The organism is Lysobacter sp. SCRH-1R, from assembly GCF_057747855.1.
In genome coordinates, this window is record NZ_CM173227.1 from 1,891,120 (window position 1) to 1,913,865 (window position 22,746).

Annotated in this window: 19 protein-coding genes; 16 read left to right on the top strand and 3 right to left on the bottom strand. The window is 67.4% G+C overall.

All coding sequences use genetic code 11. The annotated features are described in order from the left end of the window. Nucleotides 1–11 precede the first annotated feature (11 nt). From AC3ANK_RS08475 to AC3ANK_RS08500, 6 genes are all read left to right on the top strand, one after another. Nucleotides 12–2,294: a TonB-dependent receptor gene (locus AC3ANK_RS08475; protein ID WP_484172723.1), complete on the top strand. Its 2,283-nt coding sequence runs from the start codon at nt 12–14 to the stop codon at nt 2,292–2,294. Then, the gene (locus AC3ANK_RS08480) at nt 2,278–3,618 is read left to right on the top strand and encodes a serine hydrolase domain-containing protein (RefSeq protein ID WP_484172724.1); all 1,341 of its coding nucleotides are present in this window, start codon (nt 2,278–2,280) and stop codon (nt 3,616–3,618) included. The genes AC3ANK_RS08475 and AC3ANK_RS08480 overlap by 17 nt, the downstream gene beginning before the upstream one ends. Further along, nucleotides 3,615–4,574, top strand: a complete 960-nt coding sequence (locus AC3ANK_RS08485; RefSeq protein ID WP_484172725.1) for a ribokinase — start codon at nt 3,615–3,617, stop codon at nt 4,572–4,574. The genes AC3ANK_RS08480 and AC3ANK_RS08485 overlap by 4 nt, the downstream gene beginning before the upstream one ends. Before the next feature lie 18 nt (nt 4,575–4,592). Beyond that, complete coding sequence (locus AC3ANK_RS08490; protein ID WP_484172726.1) at nt 4,593–6,767, top strand: formylglycine-generating enzyme family protein; 2,175 nt, start codon at nt 4,593–4,595, stop codon at nt 6,765–6,767. Nucleotides 6,768–6,771: 4 nt separating this feature from the next. Then, nucleotides 6,772–8,670 carry a glycoside hydrolase family 127 protein gene (locus AC3ANK_RS08495; RefSeq protein ID WP_484172727.1) on the top strand — a complete coding sequence of 633 codons (1,899 nt, stop codon included), beginning with the start codon at nt 6,772–6,774 and terminating at the stop codon, nt 8,668–8,670. 87 nt (nt 8,671–8,757) lie between these two features. Continuing rightward, nucleotides 8,758–9,939: a CaiB/BaiF CoA transferase family protein gene (locus AC3ANK_RS08500; protein ID WP_484172728.1), complete on the top strand. Its 1,182-nt coding sequence runs from the start codon at nt 8,758–8,760 to the stop codon at nt 9,937–9,939. A gap of 82 nt (nt 9,940–10,021) precedes the next feature. Here AC3ANK_RS08500 and AC3ANK_RS08505 read toward each other — a convergent pair whose 3' ends face one another. Then, complete coding sequence (locus AC3ANK_RS08505) at nt 10,022–10,567, bottom strand: DUF2058 domain-containing protein (RefSeq protein ID WP_206858364.1); 546 nt, start codon at nt 10,565–10,567, stop codon at nt 10,022–10,024. A gap of 63 nt (nt 10,568–10,630) precedes the next feature. On the opposite strand from AC3ANK_RS08505, the gene AC3ANK_RS08510 reads away from it, so the two are divergent. Next, the gene (locus AC3ANK_RS08510; protein ID WP_206858362.1) at nt 10,631–11,128 is read left to right on the top strand and encodes a YgjP-like metallopeptidase domain-containing protein; all 498 of its coding nucleotides are present in this window, start codon (nt 10,631–10,633) and stop codon (nt 11,126–11,128) included. A gap of 100 nt (nt 11,129–11,228) precedes the next feature. On the opposite strand, the gene AC3ANK_RS08515 is transcribed toward AC3ANK_RS08510, so the two are convergent. Further along, nucleotides 11,229–12,554: an MFS transporter gene (locus AC3ANK_RS08515; RefSeq protein ID WP_484172729.1), complete on the bottom strand. Its 1,326-nt coding sequence runs from the start codon at nt 12,552–12,554 to the stop codon at nt 11,229–11,231. A 175-nt stretch (nt 12,555–12,729) separates the two neighbouring features. On the opposite strand from AC3ANK_RS08515, the gene cyoA reads away from it, so the two are divergent. From cyoA to AC3ANK_RS08560, 9 genes are all read left to right on the top strand, one after another. Then, a complete protein-coding gene (gene cyoA, locus AC3ANK_RS08520; RefSeq protein WP_206858358.1) occupies nt 12,730–13,791 on the top strand; it encodes a ubiquinol oxidase subunit II in 1,062 nt (353 codons plus the stop codon). Nucleotides 13,792–13,879: 88 nt separating this feature from the next. Continuing rightward, a complete protein-coding gene (gene cyoB / locus AC3ANK_RS08525; RefSeq protein WP_206859157.1) occupies nt 13,880–15,859 on the top strand; it encodes a cytochrome o ubiquinol oxidase subunit I in 1,980 nt (659 codons plus the stop codon). Nucleotides 15,860–15,869: 10 nt separating this feature from the next. Further along, complete coding sequence (gene cyoC, locus AC3ANK_RS08530) at nt 15,870–16,481, top strand: cytochrome o ubiquinol oxidase subunit III (protein WP_484172860.1); 612 nt, start codon at nt 15,870–15,872, stop codon at nt 16,479–16,481. Next, nucleotides 16,478–16,873 carry a cytochrome o ubiquinol oxidase subunit IV gene (cyoD, locus tag AC3ANK_RS08535; RefSeq protein ID WP_206858356.1) on the top strand — a complete coding sequence of 132 codons (396 nt, stop codon included), beginning with the start codon at nt 16,478–16,480 and terminating at the stop codon, nt 16,871–16,873. Before cyoC ends, cyoD begins: the two co-directional genes overlap by 4 nt. Beyond that, the gene (locus AC3ANK_RS08540) at nt 16,870–17,643 is read left to right on the top strand and encodes an SURF1 family protein (RefSeq protein WP_484172730.1); all 774 of its coding nucleotides are present in this window, start codon (nt 16,870–16,872) and stop codon (nt 17,641–17,643) included. The genes cyoD and AC3ANK_RS08540 overlap by 4 nt, the downstream gene beginning before the upstream one ends. Beyond that, nucleotides 17,627–19,024 carry an ATP-binding protein gene (locus AC3ANK_RS08545; RefSeq protein WP_484172731.1) on the top strand — a complete coding sequence of 466 codons (1,398 nt, stop codon included), beginning with the start codon at nt 17,627–17,629 and terminating at the stop codon, nt 19,022–19,024. Before AC3ANK_RS08540 ends, AC3ANK_RS08545 begins: the two co-directional genes overlap by 17 nt. Further along, entirely contained in the window at nt 19,008–19,550 is a 543-nt protein-coding gene (locus AC3ANK_RS08550; RefSeq protein WP_206858349.1) for a response regulator transcription factor, read from the top strand. Before AC3ANK_RS08545 ends, AC3ANK_RS08550 begins: the two co-directional genes overlap by 17 nt. Before the next feature lie 152 nt (nt 19,551–19,702). Continuing rightward, on the top strand, nt 19,703–19,972 hold the full coding sequence (locus AC3ANK_RS08555; RefSeq protein ID WP_206858347.1) for a hypothetical protein: 270 nt from the start codon (nt 19,703–19,705) through the stop codon (nt 19,970–19,972). 159 nt (nt 19,973–20,131) lie between these two features. Next, the gene (locus AC3ANK_RS08560) at nt 20,132–20,815 is read left to right on the top strand and encodes a hypothetical protein (RefSeq protein ID WP_242524944.1); all 684 of its coding nucleotides are present in this window, start codon (nt 20,132–20,134) and stop codon (nt 20,813–20,815) included. Between the two features lie 220 nt (nt 20,816–21,035). On the opposite strand, the gene AC3ANK_RS08565 is transcribed toward AC3ANK_RS08560, so the two are convergent. Further along, nucleotides 21,036–22,571, bottom strand: coding sequence for a DUF1254 domain-containing protein (locus tag AC3ANK_RS08565; RefSeq protein WP_206858345.1), 1,536 nt, complete (start codon nt 22,569–22,571; stop codon nt 21,036–21,038). Between the last annotated feature and the right edge of the window lie 175 nt (nt 22,572–22,746).

Here is a 22,746-nt window from a genome sequence, read left to right on the forward strand (position 1 = left end):
AGAGATCCGTCATGATCAAACCGTTGACCGCAGCGATAACTTGCGTGCTGCTCGCATCCGCCTTGCCGGCGAATGCGCAATCGATGAACCCGCCGTCGCAGGGCGCGGAAGAAAACCCCGGCAGCGAGCAGGAAGCCACCAACCTGGACAACGTCATCGTCACCGGCGTGCGCACGCCCAAGACGGTGGACAAGATTCCCGGCGCGATCACGCTGGTGTCCAAGGAAGAAATCAAGAACACGCTGCTGGTCACCGAGGACGCGACCGCGGTGCTCGCGAAGACCGTCCCGGGTTACGCCGAGGCGTCGCAGGCGATGAGCAACTCCGGCGAGACGCTGCGCGGCCGTGTCGCGCTGCGCCTGTTCGACGGCGTGCCGCAGGGCTCGCCGCTGCGCGACGGCAGCCGCAATGCGACCTTCACCGACATGGGCATCGTCGATCGCGTGGAAGTGATCAACGGCCCGTCCGCGTCGGAAGGCATTGGCGCGGCGGGCGGCATCATCAACTACCTGTCCGCCACGCCGACGAAGGAAGGCAACGAGTTCCGTTTCGTCACGCGCTATTCGACCCAGTTCAAGGACGACAGCGAAGGCTGGAAGGTCGGCATGAACTTCATGCGCAAGCAGGACGCCTACGACATGGTCGTCGGCCTCTCGCGCGTGGAGCGCGGCATGGGCTACGACGGCGACGGCCGCCGCCTGGGCATGAACACCAGCGGCTCGACCCACGATTCCTCCTCGGAGAACGTGTTCCTGAAGGGCGGCATCAACTTCGGCGAGAGCGGCGAGAAGCGCCTGCAGGCCTCCTACAGCCGCTTCAAGATCGAGGGCAACGGCGACTACATCCAGGTCGACGGCTGCCGCTACGATCCGGTGGAGTGCCCGAACCCCTCGACGAACACGTCGGAGAAGGGCCACCTGTTCGGCAGCAAGTCCGAGTTCAACGACTTCGAGCAGGTCAACGTCATCTACACCGACAGCGACTTCGCGCAGGGCACGCTGAGCATCAACGGCTACTGGGCCGACCAGGCGATGCGCTATCCGCCGGAAGCCGGCGAGGATCGCTACGACCCGCTGATCCCGGTCAACGGGCCCGACGGCCAGATGTGGGACCAGTCGGAAATCCTGTCGGAGAAGGAAGGCCTGCGCCTGGCGTGGGCGCGCCCGATGCTGTTCAACGTGGACGGACTGGAACTGCGCACCGGCGTGGACTGGGTGCGCGACACGGCCGAGCAGCGCCTGGCGCTGACCGACCGCCTGTGGGTGCCGCCGATGGAATACACCAGCGTCGCGCCGTACATGCAGCTGAGCTACGACATTGGCCCGGTCACCCTGAGCGGCGGCATCCGCCGCGAGGACGGCGAGCTGAAGGTCGACGACTACACCACCACGTATTTCCGCGATCGCCGCTTCGTCAACGGCGGCACCCTGGAATACACCGAGAACCTGACCAACCTCGGCGCGATCTGGCGCATCGGCAACGGCTGGTCGACGTTCGTGGCGTACGGCGAAGGCTTCGGCCTGCCGAACGTGGGCATCCCGCTGCGCAACATCTCGTGCCCGGACGATCCGGACGACACCAAGCCGGACGGCTGCCCGGGCGATCCGTCGATCTCCGTCGGCGACATCTTCGACCTGCAGCCGGTCGTGGTGGAGAACCGCGAGATCGGCGTGAACTGGATCGGTGATCGCGCCTCGTTCGGTGCGTCGTACTACGACTCCGAGTCGGAGTACGGCACCTCGTTCGTGATCGATCCGGCCACCGACGACTACGTGCTGTTCCGCGCGCCGACGCGCATCAAGGGCATCGAGCTGAGCGGCGACTACCGCTTCGGCGACCAGTGGCGCCTGAGCGGCGTGTACTCGCGCATCCGCGGCAAGACCTCGTTCTGGAGCGAGGATCCGGAAGGCCGCTTCGGTGCGGGCGACCTGAACAAGCCGATGGGCGCGCTGGACGTGAACCCGGACAAGATCGCGCTGAACCTGCGCTACCGGCCGGTGCAGCAGATGGAACTGGTGCTGGGCTCCACCACGCTGCTCTCGCGCGACCTGAGCGGCAGCGACGTGCGCGAGTACGACGGCGCGCAGTTCAGCTACGAGGAAAGCACCACCGGCTACACGCTGTTCGACTTCACCGCCAGCTACACGCTGCCGAAGAACGGCCGCATTTCGCTGGGCATCGAGAACCTGACCGACAAGCAGTACATCCTGACCTGGTCGCAGGTGCCGGGCTGGCGCAATTACTGGGCCGGTCGCGGTCGCATGACCTCGCTGACGTATGAAGTCACGTTCTGAAGCCGCGCGGCCCCAGCGGGGCCGCCATCCCGCGCGCGACGCGCACCGCACCGCCACGCCCCGTGCGTGGCGGGCGCGGTTCCGCGTGCTGCTCGCCGCGTGGATCGCCGTCGCGTCCGCGCAGGCGGTGGCGGCGGACGTTTCGCATGAAGCGTCGATGGACGCGTCGCGCCTGCAACGGATCGACGCGTTCCTCGAACGCGCGACCGCGCCCGGCGGTTACACCGGCGCGGTGGCGCTGGTCGCGCGCGACGGGCGCATCGCCTATGAGCGCGCGTACGGTCATGCCGACCTTGGATCGAACAGGCCGATGCGGCCCGACGCGATCTTCCGCGTGTACTCGATGACCAAGCCGCTGACCTCGGTCGCCGCGCTGATGCTGGTGGAGGAAGGGCGGCTGGGGCTGGACGACCCGGTCGCGCGCCACCTGCCGGAATTCGCCGGAATGAAGCGCTTCGCCGGCGGCACCGCGCGCTCGCCGGAACGGGTCGAGCCGACGCGCCCGATCACCATCCGCCATCTGCTCACGCACACCGCGGGGTTCGCGACGGGCGGGAACGGGGAAGCCGTGCGCCTGCTCGACGAGCAGCACCCGCAGGATGCGCCGACGCTGGCCGAGTTCGCACGGCGCGTCGCGCGCGCGCCGCTGGCCGACGATCCGGGCACGCGGTTCCGCTACGACGGCGTCAACACTGAAGTGCTCGCGCGGGTGATCGAAGTGGCGAGCGGGCAGCGCTTCGCCGACCTCCTGCAGCAACGCATTCTCGCGCCGCTGGGCATGCGCGACACCGGATTCGAGGTGGCGCCGGGCCAGCGCGACCGGGTGGTGGACATCATCACGCGCGACGCCGACGGCCGCCTCGCGCTGGCCGGCAGCGCCGACGCGCGCACGCCGGGCGAACGCCTGCGCGCCTACGACAGCGGTGCCGGCGGGCTGTACTCCACCGCACGCGATTACTTCCGCTTCGCGCAGATGCTCGCCGACGACGGCCGGGCCGGCGCGACGCGGCTGCTCTCGCGCAAGAGCGTGGAGCTGATGATGAGCGACCAGCTCGCGACCTTCGATCCGCCGCTTGCAGGGCCGGCGGCGGGCGAGGGCTTCGGGCTGGGCGGTTACGTCGTTACCGACGTCGCCCGTCGCGGGCGCCTGGGCAGCGTCGGCCAGTTCGGCTGGAGCGGCGCGGCGTCGACGTACTTCACCATCGACCGCAGCGAGCGCCTGGTCGCGCTGCTGCTGTGCCAGCATCTTCCCGACGACGCCCCTGGCGACCTGCCGCGGTTGTCGGTTCCCTTCTTCAACCTCGTTTACCAGGCGGTGCCATGAAGCCGGCGCAGGGCCATGTCTTCGTTGCTGGATCGGCCAACCTCGATTTCGTCGTGCGTGCCGCGCACGTTCCCGCGCCGGGCGAAACCGTGCTCGGGCGCGGGCTCGAACTGCATCCGGGCGGGAAGGGCGCCAACCAGGCGCTCGCGTGCGCGCGGGCCGGCGGAGCGGCGACGCACATGCTGCTGGCGCTGGGCGAGGATGCGTTCGCCGCGACGCTGGAGACCTCGCTTCGCGATGCCGGCGTGCACCTGCACATCGTGCGGGCGCAGGGCACCGCGACCGGCACGGCGTTCATCTGCGTCAGCGACGACGCGGAGAACGCGATCACCGTCGCGCCCGGCGCAAACGACGCGCTGGCGCCGCATCACCTGCCACCGCTCGGCGAGGCGACGCACCTGCTGCTGCAGCTCGAAACCCCGCTGGCGTCGGTGGAAGCCTATGCGCGCGCGGCGCGCGACGCCGGCGTGCGCGTGGTGCTGAATGCCGCGCCCGCGCGTGCATTGCCGGCCTCGCTGCTGGCGCTGGTGGACCTGCTGATCGTCAACGAAGGCGAACTGGCGATGCTCGCCGGCACCGACGACATCGCAGGCGGGCTCGAACGCATCGTCGTGGACGACGTCGTGGTGACGCTCGGCGCGCGCGGCTGCATCGCGCGCAGTGGCGGCGTCATGCACGTGCAGCCGGCGTTCCGCGTGCAGGCCATGGACACGACCGCTGCCGGGGACACGTTCTGCGGTGCGCTGGTGGCGCGACTGGGCGCGGGCGATGCATTGCCCGATGCGCTGCGCTACGCGGCCGCGGCTTCCGCGCTGGCGTGCACGCGCGCCGGCGCGCAATCGAGCGTGCCGACGCGCGAGGAGGTCGTCGCCATGCTGTCCGGTTCGAACGACCAAGACTCGAACGACCACGACGCGCTTGCCGCGCATTGCGGCCTGGCCGCATCTTCCTGCTGACTTCCGGAACACCCCCGCATGAACCGCCAAGACCACGAGCTGCCCTCGGACGATCGCCCGCGCCACGTTCCGAAGACCGAATACAAGTTCTCCCACGTCACCACGCAGCGCTACCTGCCCACGCCCGGCAAGGCGCCGGGCTGGCCGTTCGCGGAGATCGGCCACTGGAAGATCGACGTCAACGCGACGTCGGCGGACTGGATTTCCGAGCTGCGCGACTGGCGCCGCGAACATCTCACGCGCATCGGCTTCGACGACGCGAACTACCGCCGTCCGGAACTGCAATGGGCGCAGCGCAACTTCGTGCATGCGCAGATGATGGCGGAGGACCGCTATTTCTACGATCCGGTAGAGGGGCGCTACACGGTCGATCGCTACCTGGACGATCTGGAACAGCGCTACGGCGGCCTCGACAGCGTGCTGATCTGGTACGTGTACCCGAACATCGGCATCGACGACCGCAACCAGTTCGACATGGCCGCCGACCTGCCCGGCGGTATCGAAGGCCTGCGCTCGGCGGTCGCGGATTTCCATCGCCGCGGCGTTCGCGTGTTCCTGCCGACCATGCCGTGGGACAACGGCACGCGCGAGCAGGGCGAGGCGGACTGGAAGGCCATCGCGCGACTGGTGAAGGAGGTCGGCGCCGACGGCATCAACGGCGACACCTACAACGGCGTGCCGCGCGCGTTCTTCGATGCCTGCGACGCGCTGGGGCAGCCGGTGGTGGTGCAGCCCGAGTCGACGATCAGCGCCGAGGAGCACCTCATCTGGAACGTGCAGAGCTGGGGCAAGAAGGCGCCGAACGAGGTCGTGCCGCCGGTGGCGAAGTTCAAGTGGCTAGAACCGCGCCACATGATCAATTACGAGAACCGCTGGGGCCGCGATCGCAACCACGACCTGCAGTACATCTTCTTCAATGGCGTGGGTTACAACGCGTGGGAGAACATCTGGGGCATCTGGAACCAGTTCACCCCGCGCGATGCCGAGTCGCTGCGTCGCATCAGCACGATCTACCGAGCGTACGCGCCGTTGATGGTGAGCGCCGACTGGACGCCGTACTTCCCGACGTTGCAGGCCGGCGTGTTCGCCAGCCGCTTCCCGGGCGAAGGGCGGGTGCTGTGGACGATGGTCAACCGGCATGAGTACGCCATCGAAGGCGAACAGCTGGCCGTGCCGCACCGCGAGGGCGTGCGCTACTTCGATCTGTGGAACGGCGTCGAGCTTTCGCCGCGCATCGTCGATGGTTCGGCCGTCGTCGAGATGCACATGGAAGGCAAGGGTTTCGGCGCGCTGCTCGCCTGCGATGCGGCGTCGTGCGAGGGCGTGGACGCGCTCCTCGCGTTGATGGCGAACTACGCGCGCGTGCCGCTGGCGTCGCTGTCGTCGCAGTGGACGTCGCTTCCGCAGCGCATCACCGACATCGCACCGACCAAGCCGGTCGCACGGGCGCCCGAGGGCATGGTGACGATTCCGGCGGGCGAGTTCGTGTTCGCGGTCGGTGGCGTGGAGATCGAAGGCCAGACCTGGGACGGGCTGGACGTGCAGTATCCGTGGGAGCCGAGCGCGCGTCGCAACCACCGCCGCCGCATGACGATGAAGGCGTTCCACATCGATCGTCATCCGGTGACGAACGCGCAGTTCAAGCGCTTCATCGACGAGAGCGGCTATGTGCCGCGCGACGCGCACAACTTCCTGCGCGACTGGCGCGACGGCGCGCCGCGGCCGGGCTGGGAGAACAAGCCGGTGACGTGGGTGGCGCTGGAGGACGCGCGCGCCTACGCCGCGTGGGCGGGCAAGCGCCTGCCGCACGAGTGGGAATGGCAGTACGCCGCGCAGGGCAGCGACGGCCGCCTGTATCCGTGGGGCAACGAATGGCGCACCGACGCGGTGCCGCCGGTCAACCGCGAACGCCGCCTGGCGCCGCCGGCCGACGTCGATGCGCATCCGCAGGGTGCGAGTCCGTTCGGCGTGATGGACCTGGTCGGCAACGTCTGGCAGTGGACGGACGAATTCGCCGACGAACACACGCGCGCGGCGATCCTGCGCGGCGGCAGCGCGTACCAGCCGCAGACCTCGCACTGGTATTTCCCGCAGGCGTATCGCCTCGACCAGCACGGCAAGTACCTGCTGATGGCGCCGTCGAAGGATCGCTCCGGCATGCTGGGCTTCCGATGCGTCGTGGATGCGGAGTGACGCCGTGGAGACGATTGCGATGAACCTGCGCGCGGCGCAACAGCGCACCGCCGCCGATGCGGTGCGGCTGGACGGCGTGCTGGGCGAGGCGATCGAGGCGAGCCGTCGCGGACGGCTGAGCCGTTTCATCACCGACGAGGACAGCCCGGCGATCGCGCTGTTCCAGCCCGCGCGTGTCGAGGGGAACCTCGAAGGCGACTGGTACGGCGAACACGCCGGAAAGTGGCTGATCGCGACCGCGAAGGCGGTGGCGCGCAGCGGCGACCAGGTGCTCGCGCAACAGCTGCGGCGCGTCGCCGACTTCCTCGTGTCGCGGCAGGACGAAAGCGGCTATCTGGGCAATTACGCCCCGGAACGTCGCTTCATGCACAAGCAGCCGCCCAAGCCGGTGAGCTGGGACGGCGCGCCGGCGCTGCGCACGTGGGACATCTGGACGCACAGCTACCTCGTGCTGGGATTGCTGGAGACCTGGCGCTGCTTCGGCGATGCGTGGTATCTCGACGCCGCCCGGCGCATCGGCGACCTGTGCCTGCACGTGCTGCGCGACACCGACGTCGACATCACCGATCTGGGAAACCACTTCGGCATGTCGGCGACGGTGCTGATGGATCCGGCGGTCGAGCTGTACGTCGCCACCGGCGAAGCGCGTTACCTGGAACTCGCGGAACTCATCGCCGCGCAGGCCGATGGCCATCCGCAGCTGGCGCTGCTGCGTCGTGCGCTGGAAGGCGTCGATGCATCGGAGATCGCGACCGGCAAGGCGTACCAGCTGTGCTGGAACCTGGTCGGCCTCGCGAAGCTGTATCGCGCCACGGGCGATTCGCGCTTCCTCGCCGCCGTGGAGTCGCTGTGGCGCAGCATCCGCGAGCATCACCTGACCCTCGGCGGCGGCCCGTGGGGCGGCGTCGCGCACCGTTCGCGCGAGGTGTTCAATCCGCCGCACGTGTTCAGCCCGCTCGGTTACGTGGAAACCTGTTCGATGCTGTCGTGGCTGCAGCTCAATGGCGAGTTGCTGCGCATCACCGGGCAGGCGCGGTTCGCCGAGGAAATCGAGCGCACCGCGTACAACGACCTGCTCGGCGCGGCCGATCCCAATGGCGAGGACTGGTGCTACTACTCGTTCCCGAACGGGCAGCGCGTGCACACCACGTACTGGCGCTGCTGCAAGTCCAGCGGCGCGATGGCATGGGAGGAACTGCCGGGCCTCGCCTATGGGGCGGACGGGCAGGGCGTGTTCGTGAACCTGCTCGGCCCGGGCGCCGCACGCGTGCGGCTGGACGGCGCGGGCGAGGTGGCGCTGACGCAATCCACGCGGTATCCGTTCGGCGATCGCGTGGAGATCCGCGTCGATCCGCCGCAGGCATCGCGTTTCGAACTGCGCGTGCGCATTCCGCAATGGGCGAAGGACGTTCGCGTCGAAGTGAACGGTGCGGGCGTCGAGGCTGCGGTCGAAGCCGGCGAATGGCTGCGCATCGATCGCCAATGGACCGCCGGCGACACCGTCGCGCTGCACCTGCCGATGGCGCCGCAGCTGCATCGCCGGAGCATGCGCAACGTGCAGGAATTCCGCGCGCCGGATGGAAGCCCCATCGCCCAGCAGGTGCTGCGCTTCGACTACGCGGCGCTGACGCGCGGGCCGCTGGTCTACGCGACGGGGCTGATCGACGGCTTCAAGATCGAGGAGAGCATGCGGCTTCCCGGGACGCCCGCATCCGAATGGATAACGGAAATCGCCGCGGAAGACGCCGACGGCATGGAGCTGGACGTGCGCCTGGGCTATCGCGCGCCGCTGCGGTTCGTTCCGTATTACCGTGCCGGTGGTCGCGTCGATGGCGCATGGCGACTGGCGTGGATGTCGCTCGCTCCGCAGACGGATGCGGGCGCAACAAATTCTGGTAATTGAACATACGGTTCGCGGCTGTTCGGCGTCCCGGCGTTTGCACAGACTGGGCGCGTTGCAGGCCCACGTAATGCAGGAGTCACCCGTTCCATGGAATCTTCCTCGCCTTTCGACCTGATCCGGCGTGAGGGCGGCGGCCCGCTCAGCGGGGTCAAGGTGCTGGACCTGAGCGCCTACATCGCCGGCCCCTACGGTTGCACGCTGCTGGCGGACCAGGGCGCGCGGGTGATCAAGGTCGAGCCGCCCGATGGCGACAACCTGCGCCAGTATCCCTCGACCTTGCAGGACGAAAGCCGCGCGTTCATGGGCGTCAACCGCAGCAAGCTCGGCATCGCGCTGAACCTGAAAAGCGCCGAGGGACTGAACGCGCTGCTGCGCATGGTGCGCGAGGCGGACGTGCTGGTGCACAACTTCAGGCCCTCCGTTCCCAAACGGCTGGGCATCGATTTCGATCGCCTCAGCGCGATCAATCCGCGCCTGATCTACTGCGCCGTGAGCGGTTACGGCGACTCCGGCCCGATGAAGGACATGGCCGGCTACGACCAGGTGCTGCAGACGATGACCGGCATCTGCTCGCTGCAGGGCAAGCGCGGCGGGCCGCCGGAAATCGTGTACGGCTCGGTCGTGGACTACTACGCGGCGGCGCTGCTCGCGGCGGGCGTGTCGTCGGCGCTGTACGAGCGCGAACGAAGCGGACTCGGCCAGTATGTCGGCATCTCGCTGCTGCGCAGCGCGCTGACGATGCAGTCGGCCCGGTTGATCTACGTCGAAGGCGAATCGCTCGACATCGGACGCGACATGCGTTCCGGCGGCGTGACCGGCATCCATCCGGCGCGCGAGGGGCACCTGTACATCTCGGCGAACACGCCGCGGTTCTGGCGCGCCCTGTGCGAGAAAACCGGCCTGCACGCGCTGGCCGACGATCCGCGCTACGACTCCGTGCGCAAGCGGGCCGAGCACGCGGCCGAAATCGTGCCGCTGCTGCACGACGCGCTGGCCTCGCGCACCGCGGCCGAGTGGGAGGCGTTGCTCGCCGACCACGTGCCGTGCGCGGCGGCGCGCAAGGTCGAGGACATGTTCGACCATCCGCAGGTGCTGGCCGAGAGCATCATGACCAGCATCGAGCATCCCGTGGTCGGTCGCTATCGCGGCGTCGCCGAGCCGATCTGCTTCGGCCGCACGCCTGGCCCGGCGCCATTCGCCGCGCCGGTGCTCGGACAGGACACGGATGCGGTGCTGGCGTCGGCTACCCGCGACACCGCGCCCTTGTAGCCTTCGTAGCCCGGGTAAGCGAAGCGCATCCGGGATCGGGTGACCATGCGCACGATCCACCCGGGCGCGGTCACCGCATCGATCACCAGATCAGATCGTCCGGCACCTTGAACTGCGCGTAGTACGCATCGTCCTCGGACGTGGGGACGTCGGCGTCGGTGCCGGCGTCCGCGCCGTGATCGAGCACGATCATGGTCGCGTCGCGCTCACGCACCTTGTCGGCAGCCGCGCGCGGGATCAGCTCATGGCGATCGTCGATGCGGGCGATCGCCAGGGCACCGGACGCCAGTTTCCCGCGCAGGTCCTCGTTGAGCAGCAGCGTGCGGATCGCGCCGTTTTCGGTGAAGCGGTATTCGCTCTCGCCGGTGCGCGGGACCTTGCGGTCCTCGACGATCTGCCGCGCCTGCGCACGAAGCTCCGCCGCGTGCGCCTGCGCCTTGCGCTGCGCCTGCAACGCGCGATCGCGCTCGGCCTTCTCCGCGCGTGCGCGCTGGGCGTCGAGCTGGATGTCGGACGGCGACTTGGCGTGCCGGGCCTTGTTCTGCTCGCGCGCGACCTCGGCCACCTTGGATTTCTTGACCAGGCCCGCCTTGAGCAACTGTTCCTGGAGGGGATTCGCCTTCGCCATGTCGCGGTTTCGTGCCGGTGGATTCGGGGCCATGATACTGCCGTTGCCGCCACTTGCCCGCCGATGGACACGCTGAAATACCTTTCCGGCTACCCCGAACACCTGCTGGCGCGGGTGCGCCGGCTGATCGACGAGGACCGGCTGGGCGCGATGCTCGCGAACAGGTACGACCAGCCCAATACCGTCCGCAACGACGCGCAGCTGTACGACTACGTGCAGGCGCTGAAGGACCGTCACCTTCGCAAATCCGTGCCGCTGGGGAAGGTGGTCTACGACAGCAGGCTGCAGGTGATGAAGCACGCGCTCGGCACGCATACGGCCATCTCGCGCGTGCATGGCGGACGACTCAGGGCCAGCCGCGAGATCCGCATCGCCACGGTGTTCCGCGATGCGCCTGCGGACTTTCTGAAGATGATCGTCGTGCACGAGCTTGCGCACATGCGCGAACCCGAGCACAACAAGGCCTTCTACCAGCTGTGCACGCACATGGAGGCGGACTACCACCAGCTCGAGTTCGATCTGCGTCTGTACCTGACGCATCTGGACCTGGTGCGACGCTGATCCGTTCGCCGCATGCGGTGCATCCAACGAAAACGCCCGCGGGGATGAACCGCGGGCGTTGCGTTTCGACCGGTGCAGCGGGGCGAACAGCCGCCGCGCCTCAGCTCTTGTAGTTCATCGCCCGGTTGATGCCCAGCGCGGCCAGCGTGCCGATGGCGCCGGAGAGCAGGTACGCGCCCAGCCAGGCCAGGCCGAACTGCGAGCACAGGCCCAGCGCGACGAGCGGGGCGAAGGCGGCGCCGATCAGCCAGGCGAGGTCGGAGGTGAGCGCCGCGCCGGTGTAGCGGTAGCGACGGCCGAAGTTCGCCGTCACCGCGCCGGCTGCCTGGCCGTACGAGAGGCCGAGCAGCGCGAAGCCGATCAGCACGAACGCCGCCTGGCCGACGTCGCCGCCGCCCATCAGCGTGGGCGCGAAGCCGCTGAACATCGCGATGCCCATGGCGAGGCCGCCCAGCGTGCGCGCACGGCCCACGCGGTCGGCGATCAGGCCCGAGGCCACGACGCCGCCGCAGGCGATGAACGCGCCGAGGATCTGGACCAGCAGGAAGTCCACGATCGACTTCTGCGAATACAGCAGGATCCACGACAGCGGGAAGATCGTGACGATGTGGAACAGCGCGTAGCTGGCGAGCGCGGCGAACGCGCCGATCACCACGTGGCGGCCCTTGGCGCGGAAGAGTTCGCGGATCGGCGTCGGTTCGAGCTCGAGTTCGCTCATCTTCTTCTGGTATTCGTCGGCCACCACGATGCGCAGTCGCGCGAACAGCGCAACGACGTTGATCGCGAAGGCGACGAAGAACGGATAGCGCCAGCCCCACGACAGCAGGTCGGCCTCGCCCAGGCTGGCGTACAGGAACGCGAACACGCTGGCGGCGACGATGAAGCCCACCGGCGCGGCGAGCTGGCCGAGCATCGAGTACCAGCCGCGGCGTTCCTTCGGCGCGTTCATCGCCAGCAGCGAGGGCAGGCCGTCCCACGAGCCGCCCAGCGCCACGCCCTGCAGCATGCGGAAGCCGGCCAGCAGCACGATCGAGGCGCCGCCGAGCGTGGCGTAGCTGGGCAGGAAGGCGATGCCGGCGGTGGCGGTGCCCAGCATGAACAGGGACAGCGTCAGCTTGATGCCGCGGCCCCAGCGTTCCTGCACCGACATGAACAGGATCGTGCCCAGCGGGCGCGCGATGAAGGCCAGCGCGAACACCGCGAAGGACCACAGCGCGCCTTCCAGCCGGCCCGTGAACGGGAAGAACACCGACGGGAAGATCAGCGCGGCGGCGATGCCGAAGACGAAGAAGTCGAAGTATTCGGACGCGCGCCCGATGACCACGCCGACGGCGATTTCGCCCGGCGCGACGTCGGTGTGCGCCTTGGTGCCGTGGTCGTGGGTCGAAACGGTGGAGTTTGCGGCGGTGGGGCTGGCGGATGACATCGCGCGGGACACTCGGAATACCGGCCCGGAACGTCCGAAGCCGGTTGGACAAAGGAGGATGCGACGATAGCCTGACAGAGACAACCGGCCTGGACGATAGGACAAAACGTCCAATTCTCCCCGCGCGACGGCCGGAATACATTGATCCTGCTCAATCCGTAAGCCCCCATCCCACATGTCCATCGCGCGCAGATTCCTGCAGGCCGCCGTGTTGCTTCTCGCCACGGTCGCGCTGTCGGGATGCAACCTGCTGGTTCTCAATCCCGCCGGCGACATCGCCGCCCGCCAGGGGCAGCTGATCGTCGTGGCGACCGTGCTCATGCTGATCGTGATCGTCCCGGTGATCGCGCTCACGCTGCTGTTCGCCTGGCGTTACCGCGCCTCCAACCGCAGCGCCACCTACAAGCCGGACTGGGATCATTCGACCCAGCTCGAGCTCGTCATCTGGGGCGTTCCGCTGCTGATCATCATCGCGCTCGGCGCGATCACCTGGATCAGCACGCACCTGCTCGATCCGTTCCGTCCGCTCGACCGCCTCTCCGAGGGGCGCCCGGTACCGGCGGACGTGAAGCCGGTGGAAATCCAGGTCGTCGCGCTCGACTGGAAGTGGCTGTTCGTCTATCCCGAAGAGGGCGTGGCGACGGTGAACGAAGTCGTCGTGCCGGTCGATCGCCCGGTGCATTTCCGCATCACGGCCTCCTCGGTGATGAACACCTTCTACGTGCCCGCGCTGGCCGGAATGATCTACGGCATGCCGGGCATGGAGAGCGAGTTGAACGCGGTGATCAATGCGCCCGGCGTGTACGACGGCTTCTCGGCCAACTACAGCGGCGCGGGTTTCTCGCACATGCGCTTCAAGTTCCATGGCCGGTCCGAAGCCGAGTACCAGCGCTGGCTCAACGACGTGCGCGGCAGCGAACTGTCGCTTACGCGCGCGGCGTATCTGGAGCTGGAGAAGCCGTCCGAGCGCGAGCCCGTGCGCCACTTCGCCAGCGTGGACAGCGGCCTGTTCGATGCGGTGCTCAACCGCTGCGTCGACCTGGACCGGTTGTGCATGAACCAGATGATGGCGATCGACGCCGCCGGCGGCCTCGGCCTGGACGGCCTGAAGCCGCTCGCCACGCCGCGCCGCGGCGACCCGCGCCTGGGCGCGTACGTGTCGGCCGAAGTCTGTTCGATCGACGATGCCGCGCCCCGCTCGCTGACCGGTGCGGTGGGTGGCATGAAGGCGCCCTGATCGCGCCCGACCGCCTCCCGACCGGCCAGACCTCATTCCGGAATTTCCTGCGATGTCCCTCGAAAGCAGCACCCTCCCGACCTCACCGATCTTCGGACGCATGTCATGGGATGCCATTCCCATGTTCCATGAGCCGATCCTGCTGGTGACCTTCATCGGCACCGTGATCGCCGGCCTCGCGCTGATGGCGGTGATCACGAAGCAGAAGCTGTGGGGCTACCTCTGGAACGAGTGGTTCACCAGCATCGACCACAAGAAGATCGGCATCATGTACATCGTGCTCGGTCTGGTGATGCTGCTTCGCGGCTTCGCCGACGCGCTGATGATGCGTCTGCAGCAGGCGATCGCGTTCGGCGACAGCGTCGGTTACCTGCCGCCGCACCACTACGACCAGATCTTCACCGCGCACGGCGTGATCATGATCTTCTTCGTGGCCATGCCGCTGGTCACGGGCCTGATGAACTACCTCGTCCCGCTGCAGATCGGCGCGCGCGACGTGGCGTTCCCGTTCCTCAACAACTTCAGCTTCTGGATGACCGTCTCCGGCGCCGTGCTGGTGATGATGTCGCTGTTCTTCGGCGAATTCGCCGCGACCGGCTGGCTGGCGTATCCGCCGCTGTCGGGCCTGGCGTTCAGTCCGGGCGTGGGCGTCGACTACTACCTGTGGGCGCTGCAGATAGCCGGCGTAGGCACATTGCTATCGGGCGTGAACCTGCTGGTGACCATCATCAAGATGCGCGCGCCCGGCATGACCATGATGAAGATGCCGGTCTTCACCTGGACCTCGCTGTGCACCAACGTGCTGATCGTGGTGTCGTTCCCGGTGCTGACCGCCGTGCTGGCGCTGCTGGCGCTGGACCGCTACGTCGGCACGAACTTCTTCACCAGCGACCTTGGCGGCAACGCCATGATGTACGTGAACCTGATCTGGATCTGGGGCCATCCGGAGGTCTACATCCTGATCCTGCCGCTGTTCGGCGTGTACTCGGAAATCGTGTCCACGTATTCGGGCAAGCGCCTGTTCGGCTATTCGTCGATGGTGTATGCGACGGTGTGCATCACGGTGCTGTCGTACCTGGTGTGGCTGCACCACTTCTTCACGATGGGGTCGGGCGCGAGCGTCAACTCGTTCTTCGGCATCACCACGATGATCATCTCGATCCCGACGGGCGCGAAGATCTTCAACTGGCTGTTCACCATGTACCGCGGCCGGATCCGGTTCGAGGTGCCGATGCTGTGGACGATCGGCTTCATGATCACCTTCGTCGTGGGCGGCATGACCGGCGTGCTGCTGGCCGTTCCGCCGGCGGACTTCGTGCTGCACAACAGCCTGTTCCTGATCGCGCACTTCCATAACGTGATCATCGGCGGCGTGGTGTTCGGCCTGTTCGCGGCGATGACGCACTGGTTCCCGAAGGCCTTCGGCTTCAAGCTCGACGACTTCTGGGGCAAGGTCTCGTTCTGGTTCTGGCTCGCCGGCTACTGGTTCGCCTTCACCCCGCTGTACGTGCTGGGCCTGATGGGCGTGACCCGCCGCATGAGCCACTTCGAGGATCCGTCGCTGCAGATCTGGTTCCAGATCGCCGCGTTCGGCGCAGTGCTCATCGCCATCGGCATCGCCGCGTTCCTGATCTGCATCTACGTCAGCTTCCGCAAGCGCGAGCAGCTGCGCGACGTCACCGGCGATCCTTGGGACGGCCGCACGCTGGAGTGGTCCACGTCCTCGCCGCCGCCGGCGTACAACTTCGCCTTCACGCCGGTCGTGCACGACACCGACGCGTGGTGGGACATGAAGCAGCGCGGGTTCACGCGCATGCGGTCGGGCTTCCTGCCCGTGCACATGCCGAAGAACACGCCGGCCGGCCTGGTGCTGGCGGTGCTGAGCACCATCGGCGGTTTCGCGATGATCTGGCACGTGTGGTGGCTGGCGATCGCCTCGCTGGTCGGCGTGGTGGGTTACGCGATCTGGCACACGTTCAACTACGACCGCGACTATCACATCCCCGCCAATGAGGTGGCTGCGACCGAACACGCGCGCACCCTGCAGCTGGAGACCTTCCGTGGCTGATTCCATCGCTATGACCCGTGAGGACGGCGCGCCGGTGTTCCTCGACACGCAGGGCCATCATCATCCGCAGAACGGCACGCTGCTGGGCTTCTGGATCTACCTGCTCAGCGACCTGATGATCTTCGCGTGCCTGTTCGCCACCTTCGGCGTGCTGGGCCGCAGCTACGCGGCCGGCCCGTCGGGCGCGGACCTGTTCGACCTGAAACTGGTCGCGGTGAACACCGCGGTGCTGCTGCTGTCGTCGATCACCTACGGCTTCGCGATGCTGTCGATGCAGGCCCGCCGCAAGGCCGGCGTGATCGGCTGGCTGGTGGTGACGGGCCTGCTGGGTGCGGCGTTCCTCGGCATCGAGCTGTACGAGTTCCACCACATGATCCACCTGGGCGCGGGCCCGCAGCGCAGTGCGTTCCTGTCCTCGTTCTTCGCGCTGGTGGGTACACACGGCCTGCACGTGTTCTTCGGTGTGATCTGGCTGGTGGTGCTGTGCCTGCAGGTGCGCAAGCACGGCCTGACGCGCGCCAACACGCGCCGCGTGGCCTGCCTTTCGATGTTCTGGCATTTCCTCGACGTCGTCTGGATCGGCGTCTTCACCTTCGTCTACCTGATGGGCTCGCTGCGATGAGTGACCACGCACACCACGACCACGACGACGACTTCCTCGAGGACGGCATCCCGCACGTCTCGAAGAAGGAGTACCTGACCGGCTTCGTGCTGTCGGTCATCCTGACGGCCATTCCGTTCGCGCTGGTGATGGGCAAGTCCAATGCCGTCGCCACGCCTTTGCTGGTGATCATCCTGATGGCGTTCGCCGCCGTGCAGGTGGTCGTCCACATGGTGTACTTCCTGCACATGAACGCGAAGTCCGAAGGCGGCTGGAACGCGCTCGCGCTGATCTTCACGCTGGTGCTGGTGGTGATCGTGCTGACCGGCTCGCTGTGGGTCATGCACCACCTCAACACCAACATGATGCCGGGCGCGCACGAGATGCTGGAGATGCTGAAGACCGCGCCATGACCGGTCCCGTCGCCGACGCGCGCTCCGTTCCCCGGCCGCGACGTGCCGGCGTGCTGGTGACGTTCGTGGCGCTGCTGGCGGTCGCGTTCGTCGGATTCCTCGCGCTGGGTGTGTGGCAGGTCCAGCGCATGGCGTGGAAGCACGACCTCATCGCACGCGTGAATGCGCGCGTGCACGCCGAACCGGTTCCCGCGCCGTCGCGCGCGCAGTGGCCACGGGTCACCGACGCGTCCGACGGTTATCGGCGCGTGTCGGTCGCCGGTGAATTCGTACCCGGCAAGGAAACGCGCACGCAGGCCGTCACCGCATACGGTGCGGGCAGCTGGGTGCTGGCGCCATTGAAGACCGATGCAGGCGATTACGTGCTGGTCAACCGTGGCTTCGTGCCGATGGGCCAGACCGCCGGCGAGCCGCCGCAGGGCAGGGTGGTCGTGACCGGATTGCTGCGCATCAGCGAACCGGGCGGCGGTTTCCTTCGACGCAACGATCCGGCGCAGGGGCGCTGGCATTCGCGCGACGTCGCGGCGATCGCGCAGGCACATGGACTTCCGGCCGATCGCGTGGCGCCGTTCTTCATGGACGAAGGTCTGGCGGATGAAGCCGGCGCCGCTTCCGACGCGTGGCCGCGCGGCGGCCTTACCGTGGTGAAGTTCCGCGATTCGCACCTGTCCTACGCCGTGACCTGGTTCGGCATGGCCCTGCTGGCGCTGGCGGCCGGGGTGTTCCTGATCGCGTCCGAACGCAGGTTGCGCCATGATCGACGCCGGTAACCACCGCGCCCCGATCATGCCCGCACCGTCGCTGCAAGCCGATCCGTCCGCCGACCCGTCCGTCGACGCGGAACGCAGGATCTCCGCCGCGACCGGCCCGCGCGGCACCGCCGGCCTCCGCAACATGCAGCAGCTGATCCAGCTGCGCTGGATCGCGGTGATCGGGCAGGTCGCCACGATCCTCGTCGTGCATTACGGGCTCGGCATCGCCCTGCCGCTGACCTCGATGTTCGCGGTGATCGCCGCGCTGGCGCTGTTCAATATCGCCAGCCATTTCTGGTGGCGCCGGCGCGAGCATGCATCGAGCAACGCGCTGCTCGTCGCGCTGCTGGTGGACGTCGCCTCGCTGACGATCCAGCTCTATCTTTCCGGCGGCATCACCAATCCGTTCGTGTTCCTGTACCTGTTGCAGGTGGTGCTCAGCACCGTCGTGCTGCGCTCGCCGTGGAGCTGGGTGATCGCCGTCGCCGCAGCCCTGTGCGTGACCGGCCTGGCGCTGGCGCGCACGCCCATCGTGCTGACGATGGAGCCCTCGCACGGACTGGCCGATTACTACGTCCAGGGCCTGCTGATCTGTTTCCTGCTGATCGCCGGGCTGCTGGTGGTGTTCCTCACCCGCATCAGCCGCATCCTGCGCGAACGCGACGCACGCCTGGCCGAGCTGCGCCAGCGTGCGGCGGAAGAGGAACACATCGTGCGCATGGGCCTGCTCGCGTCCGGCGCCGCGCACGAACTGGGCACGCCGCTGTCGACGCTGTCGGTGATCCTCGGCGACTGGCAGCACCTGCCGACCATCGCCTCCGATGGCGAGCTGCACCACGACGTGGTCGAGATGCAGGCGCAGGTGGCGCGCTGCAAATCGATCGTCACCAACATCCTGCTCGCCGCCGGCGGCCCGCGCGCGGAAGCGCCCACCGAAATGGGCCTGCACGCGATGCTCGACGGCCTGGCGCGCGAGTGGCGCGAAGCGCGCAATCCGGCGTCGTTCAGCTATGCCAATCGTTGCAGCGTGGACCCGCGCATCGTCTCCGACACGAGCCTGCGGCAGATGGTCTTCAACGTGCTCGACAACGCGCTGGAAGCCTCGCCGCAATGGGTCGCGCTGGACGCCGACTGCGACGACGATCAGCTCGTCATCGAAGTCAGCGATGCCGGAGGCGGCTTCGCGGGCGGCATCCTGCAGCGGCTGGGCTCGCCGTACAACACCAGCAAGGGGCGCCCGGGCGGCGGCCTGGGGCTGTTCCTCTCGGTGAACGTTGCGCGTACGCTGGGTGGCAGCCTCACGGCGAAGAACCGGCCGCAGGGCGGGGCGGTGGTCACGATGACGCTCCCGCTGTCGGCCCTTGCCATCGAGGACGAACACGATGACGACGAAGACTGACCGACGCCTGCTGATCGTCGAGGACGACGAGGCTTTCGCGCGCACCTTGGTGCGTTCGTTCGAACGCCGCGGCTACCAGGTGCGCCACCTCGCGGGCGAGGAGGGCATGCCCGCGCTGCTGGAGGACTTCGTGCCGACGCACGCGGTGGTCGACCTGAAACTCGCCGGCGGCGCGTCCGGACTGTCGAGCGTGAAGCGCCTGCACGCGTTCGATCCCGATCTCGTCATCGTCGTGCTGACCGGCTACGCGAGCATCGCCACCGCGGTGGAAGCGATCAAGCTCGGCGCGCGTCACTACCTCGCCAAGCCTTCGAACACCGACGACATCGAGGCGGCGTTCGATCGCGCCGCGGGCGACACCGAAGTGGAGCTCACGCAACGCACCACCTCGATCAAGACGCTGGAGTGGGAACACATCCACGAAGCGCTCGCCGCGAGCGATTTCAACATTTCCGAAGCCGCGCGCCGCCTCGGCCTGCATCGCCGCACGCTGGCGCGGAAGCTGGAGAAGCGGCGGATCAAGTAGGCGCGGTGCGGGGCACGGCTGGAACCAATCCGCACCCTCGCGGGTTGACGCATCTTCACAATCCATCTACATATTCCGAAGCAAGCTGAAGCCGCTCTTGGCACCAACAAAAAGGCCGCGATTTCCGATATCCAAGACGAAGGAGGATTGGGATGTTTCTGACCAAGCAAAACCTGACGATGGCGCGTACGCTCGGCGTGGCGATCGTCGCCGCCCTGGGTCTCGGTGGTTGCGCCACCTATACCGACGAGTTTGCAACGATCAACTCACGCCTCGATCAGCTCGACACGAGGGTGCAGAGCGCAGCCCAGAGCGCCGAATCCGCCAACCAGTCGGCGCAGCAGGCCAACCAGCGACTGGATCAGATCGAAGGCCGCGTCCAGCAGCTCGAAGCGGCGCCGCGCCGCGTTCCGCGCGGTTGATCGCGCCGCAATTTGTGACGAACGTTGTAAAACCCGGGATCCGGTGGCCTTGCTGGCCACCGGTCTCTTATCTTTGCTGTTTCTAGTCGTCGCTCCAAGGAATTTCCCATCATTACGCGCCTACACCCTGCGATCCGCGCCGCTTCCGGCGTGCTAGTGCTGGCGCTGGCGTGCGCCAGTTTCGGCGTGGCCAGCGCCGAGGAAGCCGCCACCGAGCAACCGGTGGCCCCCATCGACCTGCTACCGCCAGGCCAGGAAGTGTCCGACACGGTGACCGAGCTTGCGGGCTGGGTTGTCGCATCCAGGGACAGCGAAGGCTATCCGTTCGCGATCATCGACAAGGCCGCCGCACAGATCCTGGTGTTCGGCGGCGACGGCCGGCTTCGCGGCGCGGCGCCCGGGTTGTTCGGCTCGGCGGTCGGCGATCATGCCGCCCCCGGCGTTGCCGGTCTGGCGCTTCGCGAAATTCCGGGCCGTGATCGCACCACGCCCGCCGGTCGCTTCGTGGGCGGTTTCGGCCCTTCCATCGACGCCGGGCGCGTCCTGTGGGTGGACTACGATTCCGCGGTCTCCATGCATCCCACGGCGACTGGCGTGCCGGCCGAGAAGCGCCCCGAACGCCTTGCATCGCCCTCGCCGGACGACAACCGCGTCACCCACGGCTGCATCAACGTCGCGCCGGAGTTTTACACGCAGATCATCGCGCCGACATTCGAACGGGGCGGGCTGTTCTACATCCTGCCGGACACGGCGTCGCTGGCGGAGACCTTTCCGGAGTTCGTGCAAAGTCGCGCCACCGCGCAGCACGACGACAGGAAACGAGGACGGTCCGCCCAGCAGTGATGGGCGCTGTGGCGTGTTGGCTCTGGTGTGGTCGAGCGCTTACGAATCCCGTTGCTGCAGGGTTTTTCCGGCCCCCACAAGCTCCGCTGTATCACCGGGCTTCTTCCTCATTGTCGAGCCATTGCGTCAGCGGACGATCCATGGAGTTCGCAAAGCGCTGTCACCTCTTGGGTGACCGCTTCGGGCCGTTAGCGGACATTCCGAAACGTCACCCACCCGATCACGAAGCCGGCCTGACCGCCGGCGGCGACCAAGTTCCGTCGAGGATCGCCTGCTCGGGCCAATAGGTGCGTACGTACAGCGAGAACTCCGCGCCATCAGGCGAAGGCAGCCAGTTGGCGCGCTGCACGGGGTCGGTCGGCTCGTCGGCCTGCACGTAGATCGTCAGCGAACCATCGGGATTGGGTTTCAGATCCTTGTTCTTCGTCCCGACCGAATATCGATTGATCGCATTGGGCGCGAAGAAGTGGTCCGCGTCGTACAGCGTCAGCGACCAGAATCCCCTGACCGGCGGGCCGCCTTTGTCGAAGGTGACGGTGTAGCGCTTGCTGCCGTCCAGACGCGCGCCGGTGTCGTCGAGGTCCTGGTAGAAGTAGGTGGCTTCGTTGGGCTTGTTCACGTAGATGTTCGAACGCGCCACCGCCGTCCGGGTGAAGTAGTCGCTGCCGAATCCGGCGCCGTTGCGCACGGTCGTCCAGTGGTGCGGCAGCGGCACGCCGAAGTTGCGGAACTGCAGGAGCGGCGCGATCACGTCCTGTTCCGTCTTGCGGGCTTCGTCTATCGCGGCGGCCTTCAGCTTCGGGTCCTTCTGCAGCGCGGCCACCAGTGCGAGCGCATTCGCGTAGCGCGCCTCCTCGCCGGGTAGGGGCTTGGCGTCCTTGAGCACGACCGGCAGTTCGTCGAAGAATTTCTCCGGAACCACCTTTGGCGCTTCACCGCCGCCCGCCGGCCGTGGCGGTTCGGGGAACGACGGCGATGCCGCCCAGTCGTGCCGCTTCATCTTCCCGTCGAATTCGGACAGGGGGTACATGTCGATCTGCGCGACCAGCGGCTGCACGGCGGCGCGATCCTCCGGCGTGTCGAGCAGGGCCACGCGTGGAATGGCGTAGCCGGTGTTGGTCCCCGCGCGGAACACCTGCGCGATTCCCTGCGGCGTGGTGCCGCTCCAGTCCGGACCCACCAGCAGGTAGAAGCCCGGTTTCGTGTCGTACATCTTGCCCAGGCTGACGAAACTGTCCGTGCGCGAGTCGACGATCTGGTAGACCCAGAAGCGATCGCCGAAATCCGGCACCTGCACCACCACCGGTTCGATGTCCAACGCGAGCGGCCCGCCGCCATACACGACGTCCTGGTTGGGACAGGCCACCTCGCGTTCCGATGGAGCGACGTAGTCGGTGAGCATGCTCATGCGGTTCGGAGGCGCGGCCGGCAGTACGCCGCCGAGTTTCCCGGGACCGGGCAGGTCCTTGAAGCCAAGGCGGCGGTTGTAGATATTCACCATCGGCCACGCCCAGAAATACACGTCGCGCGCGGCCATGCGCACGTACGGCTCGGTGAGGCGGGTGTTCTCCACCGGACCGGGCACCTTGCTGGCATCGGCGACGTCCGTGGAATCGGAAGGCGCTGGTGCGGGCCTGGATGGCTCAGGCGCGCTGGCTGTCGTCGTCGTGGCTTGCTCGCGTTGGCAGGCGGCGCTGGCGATGACCAGGAGCGAGGCGATCATCGCGACGGCACCGCGACGGAGTTCGGCTTTCATGCGCGATCCTTTTGCCCGACGGCAAGCCATGGCCGTCTCTCCTGAGGTGGCATACGTGATGCCCTCACTCGCGTTATGCGGGCGTGAATGGTTGAGCCTCGTTCGCCGCTGCGTCGTGGAAAGCCAGCGGACATGTCCAGCGGTATCCTGTGGTGGCGTTCGCGAGGGGAATACT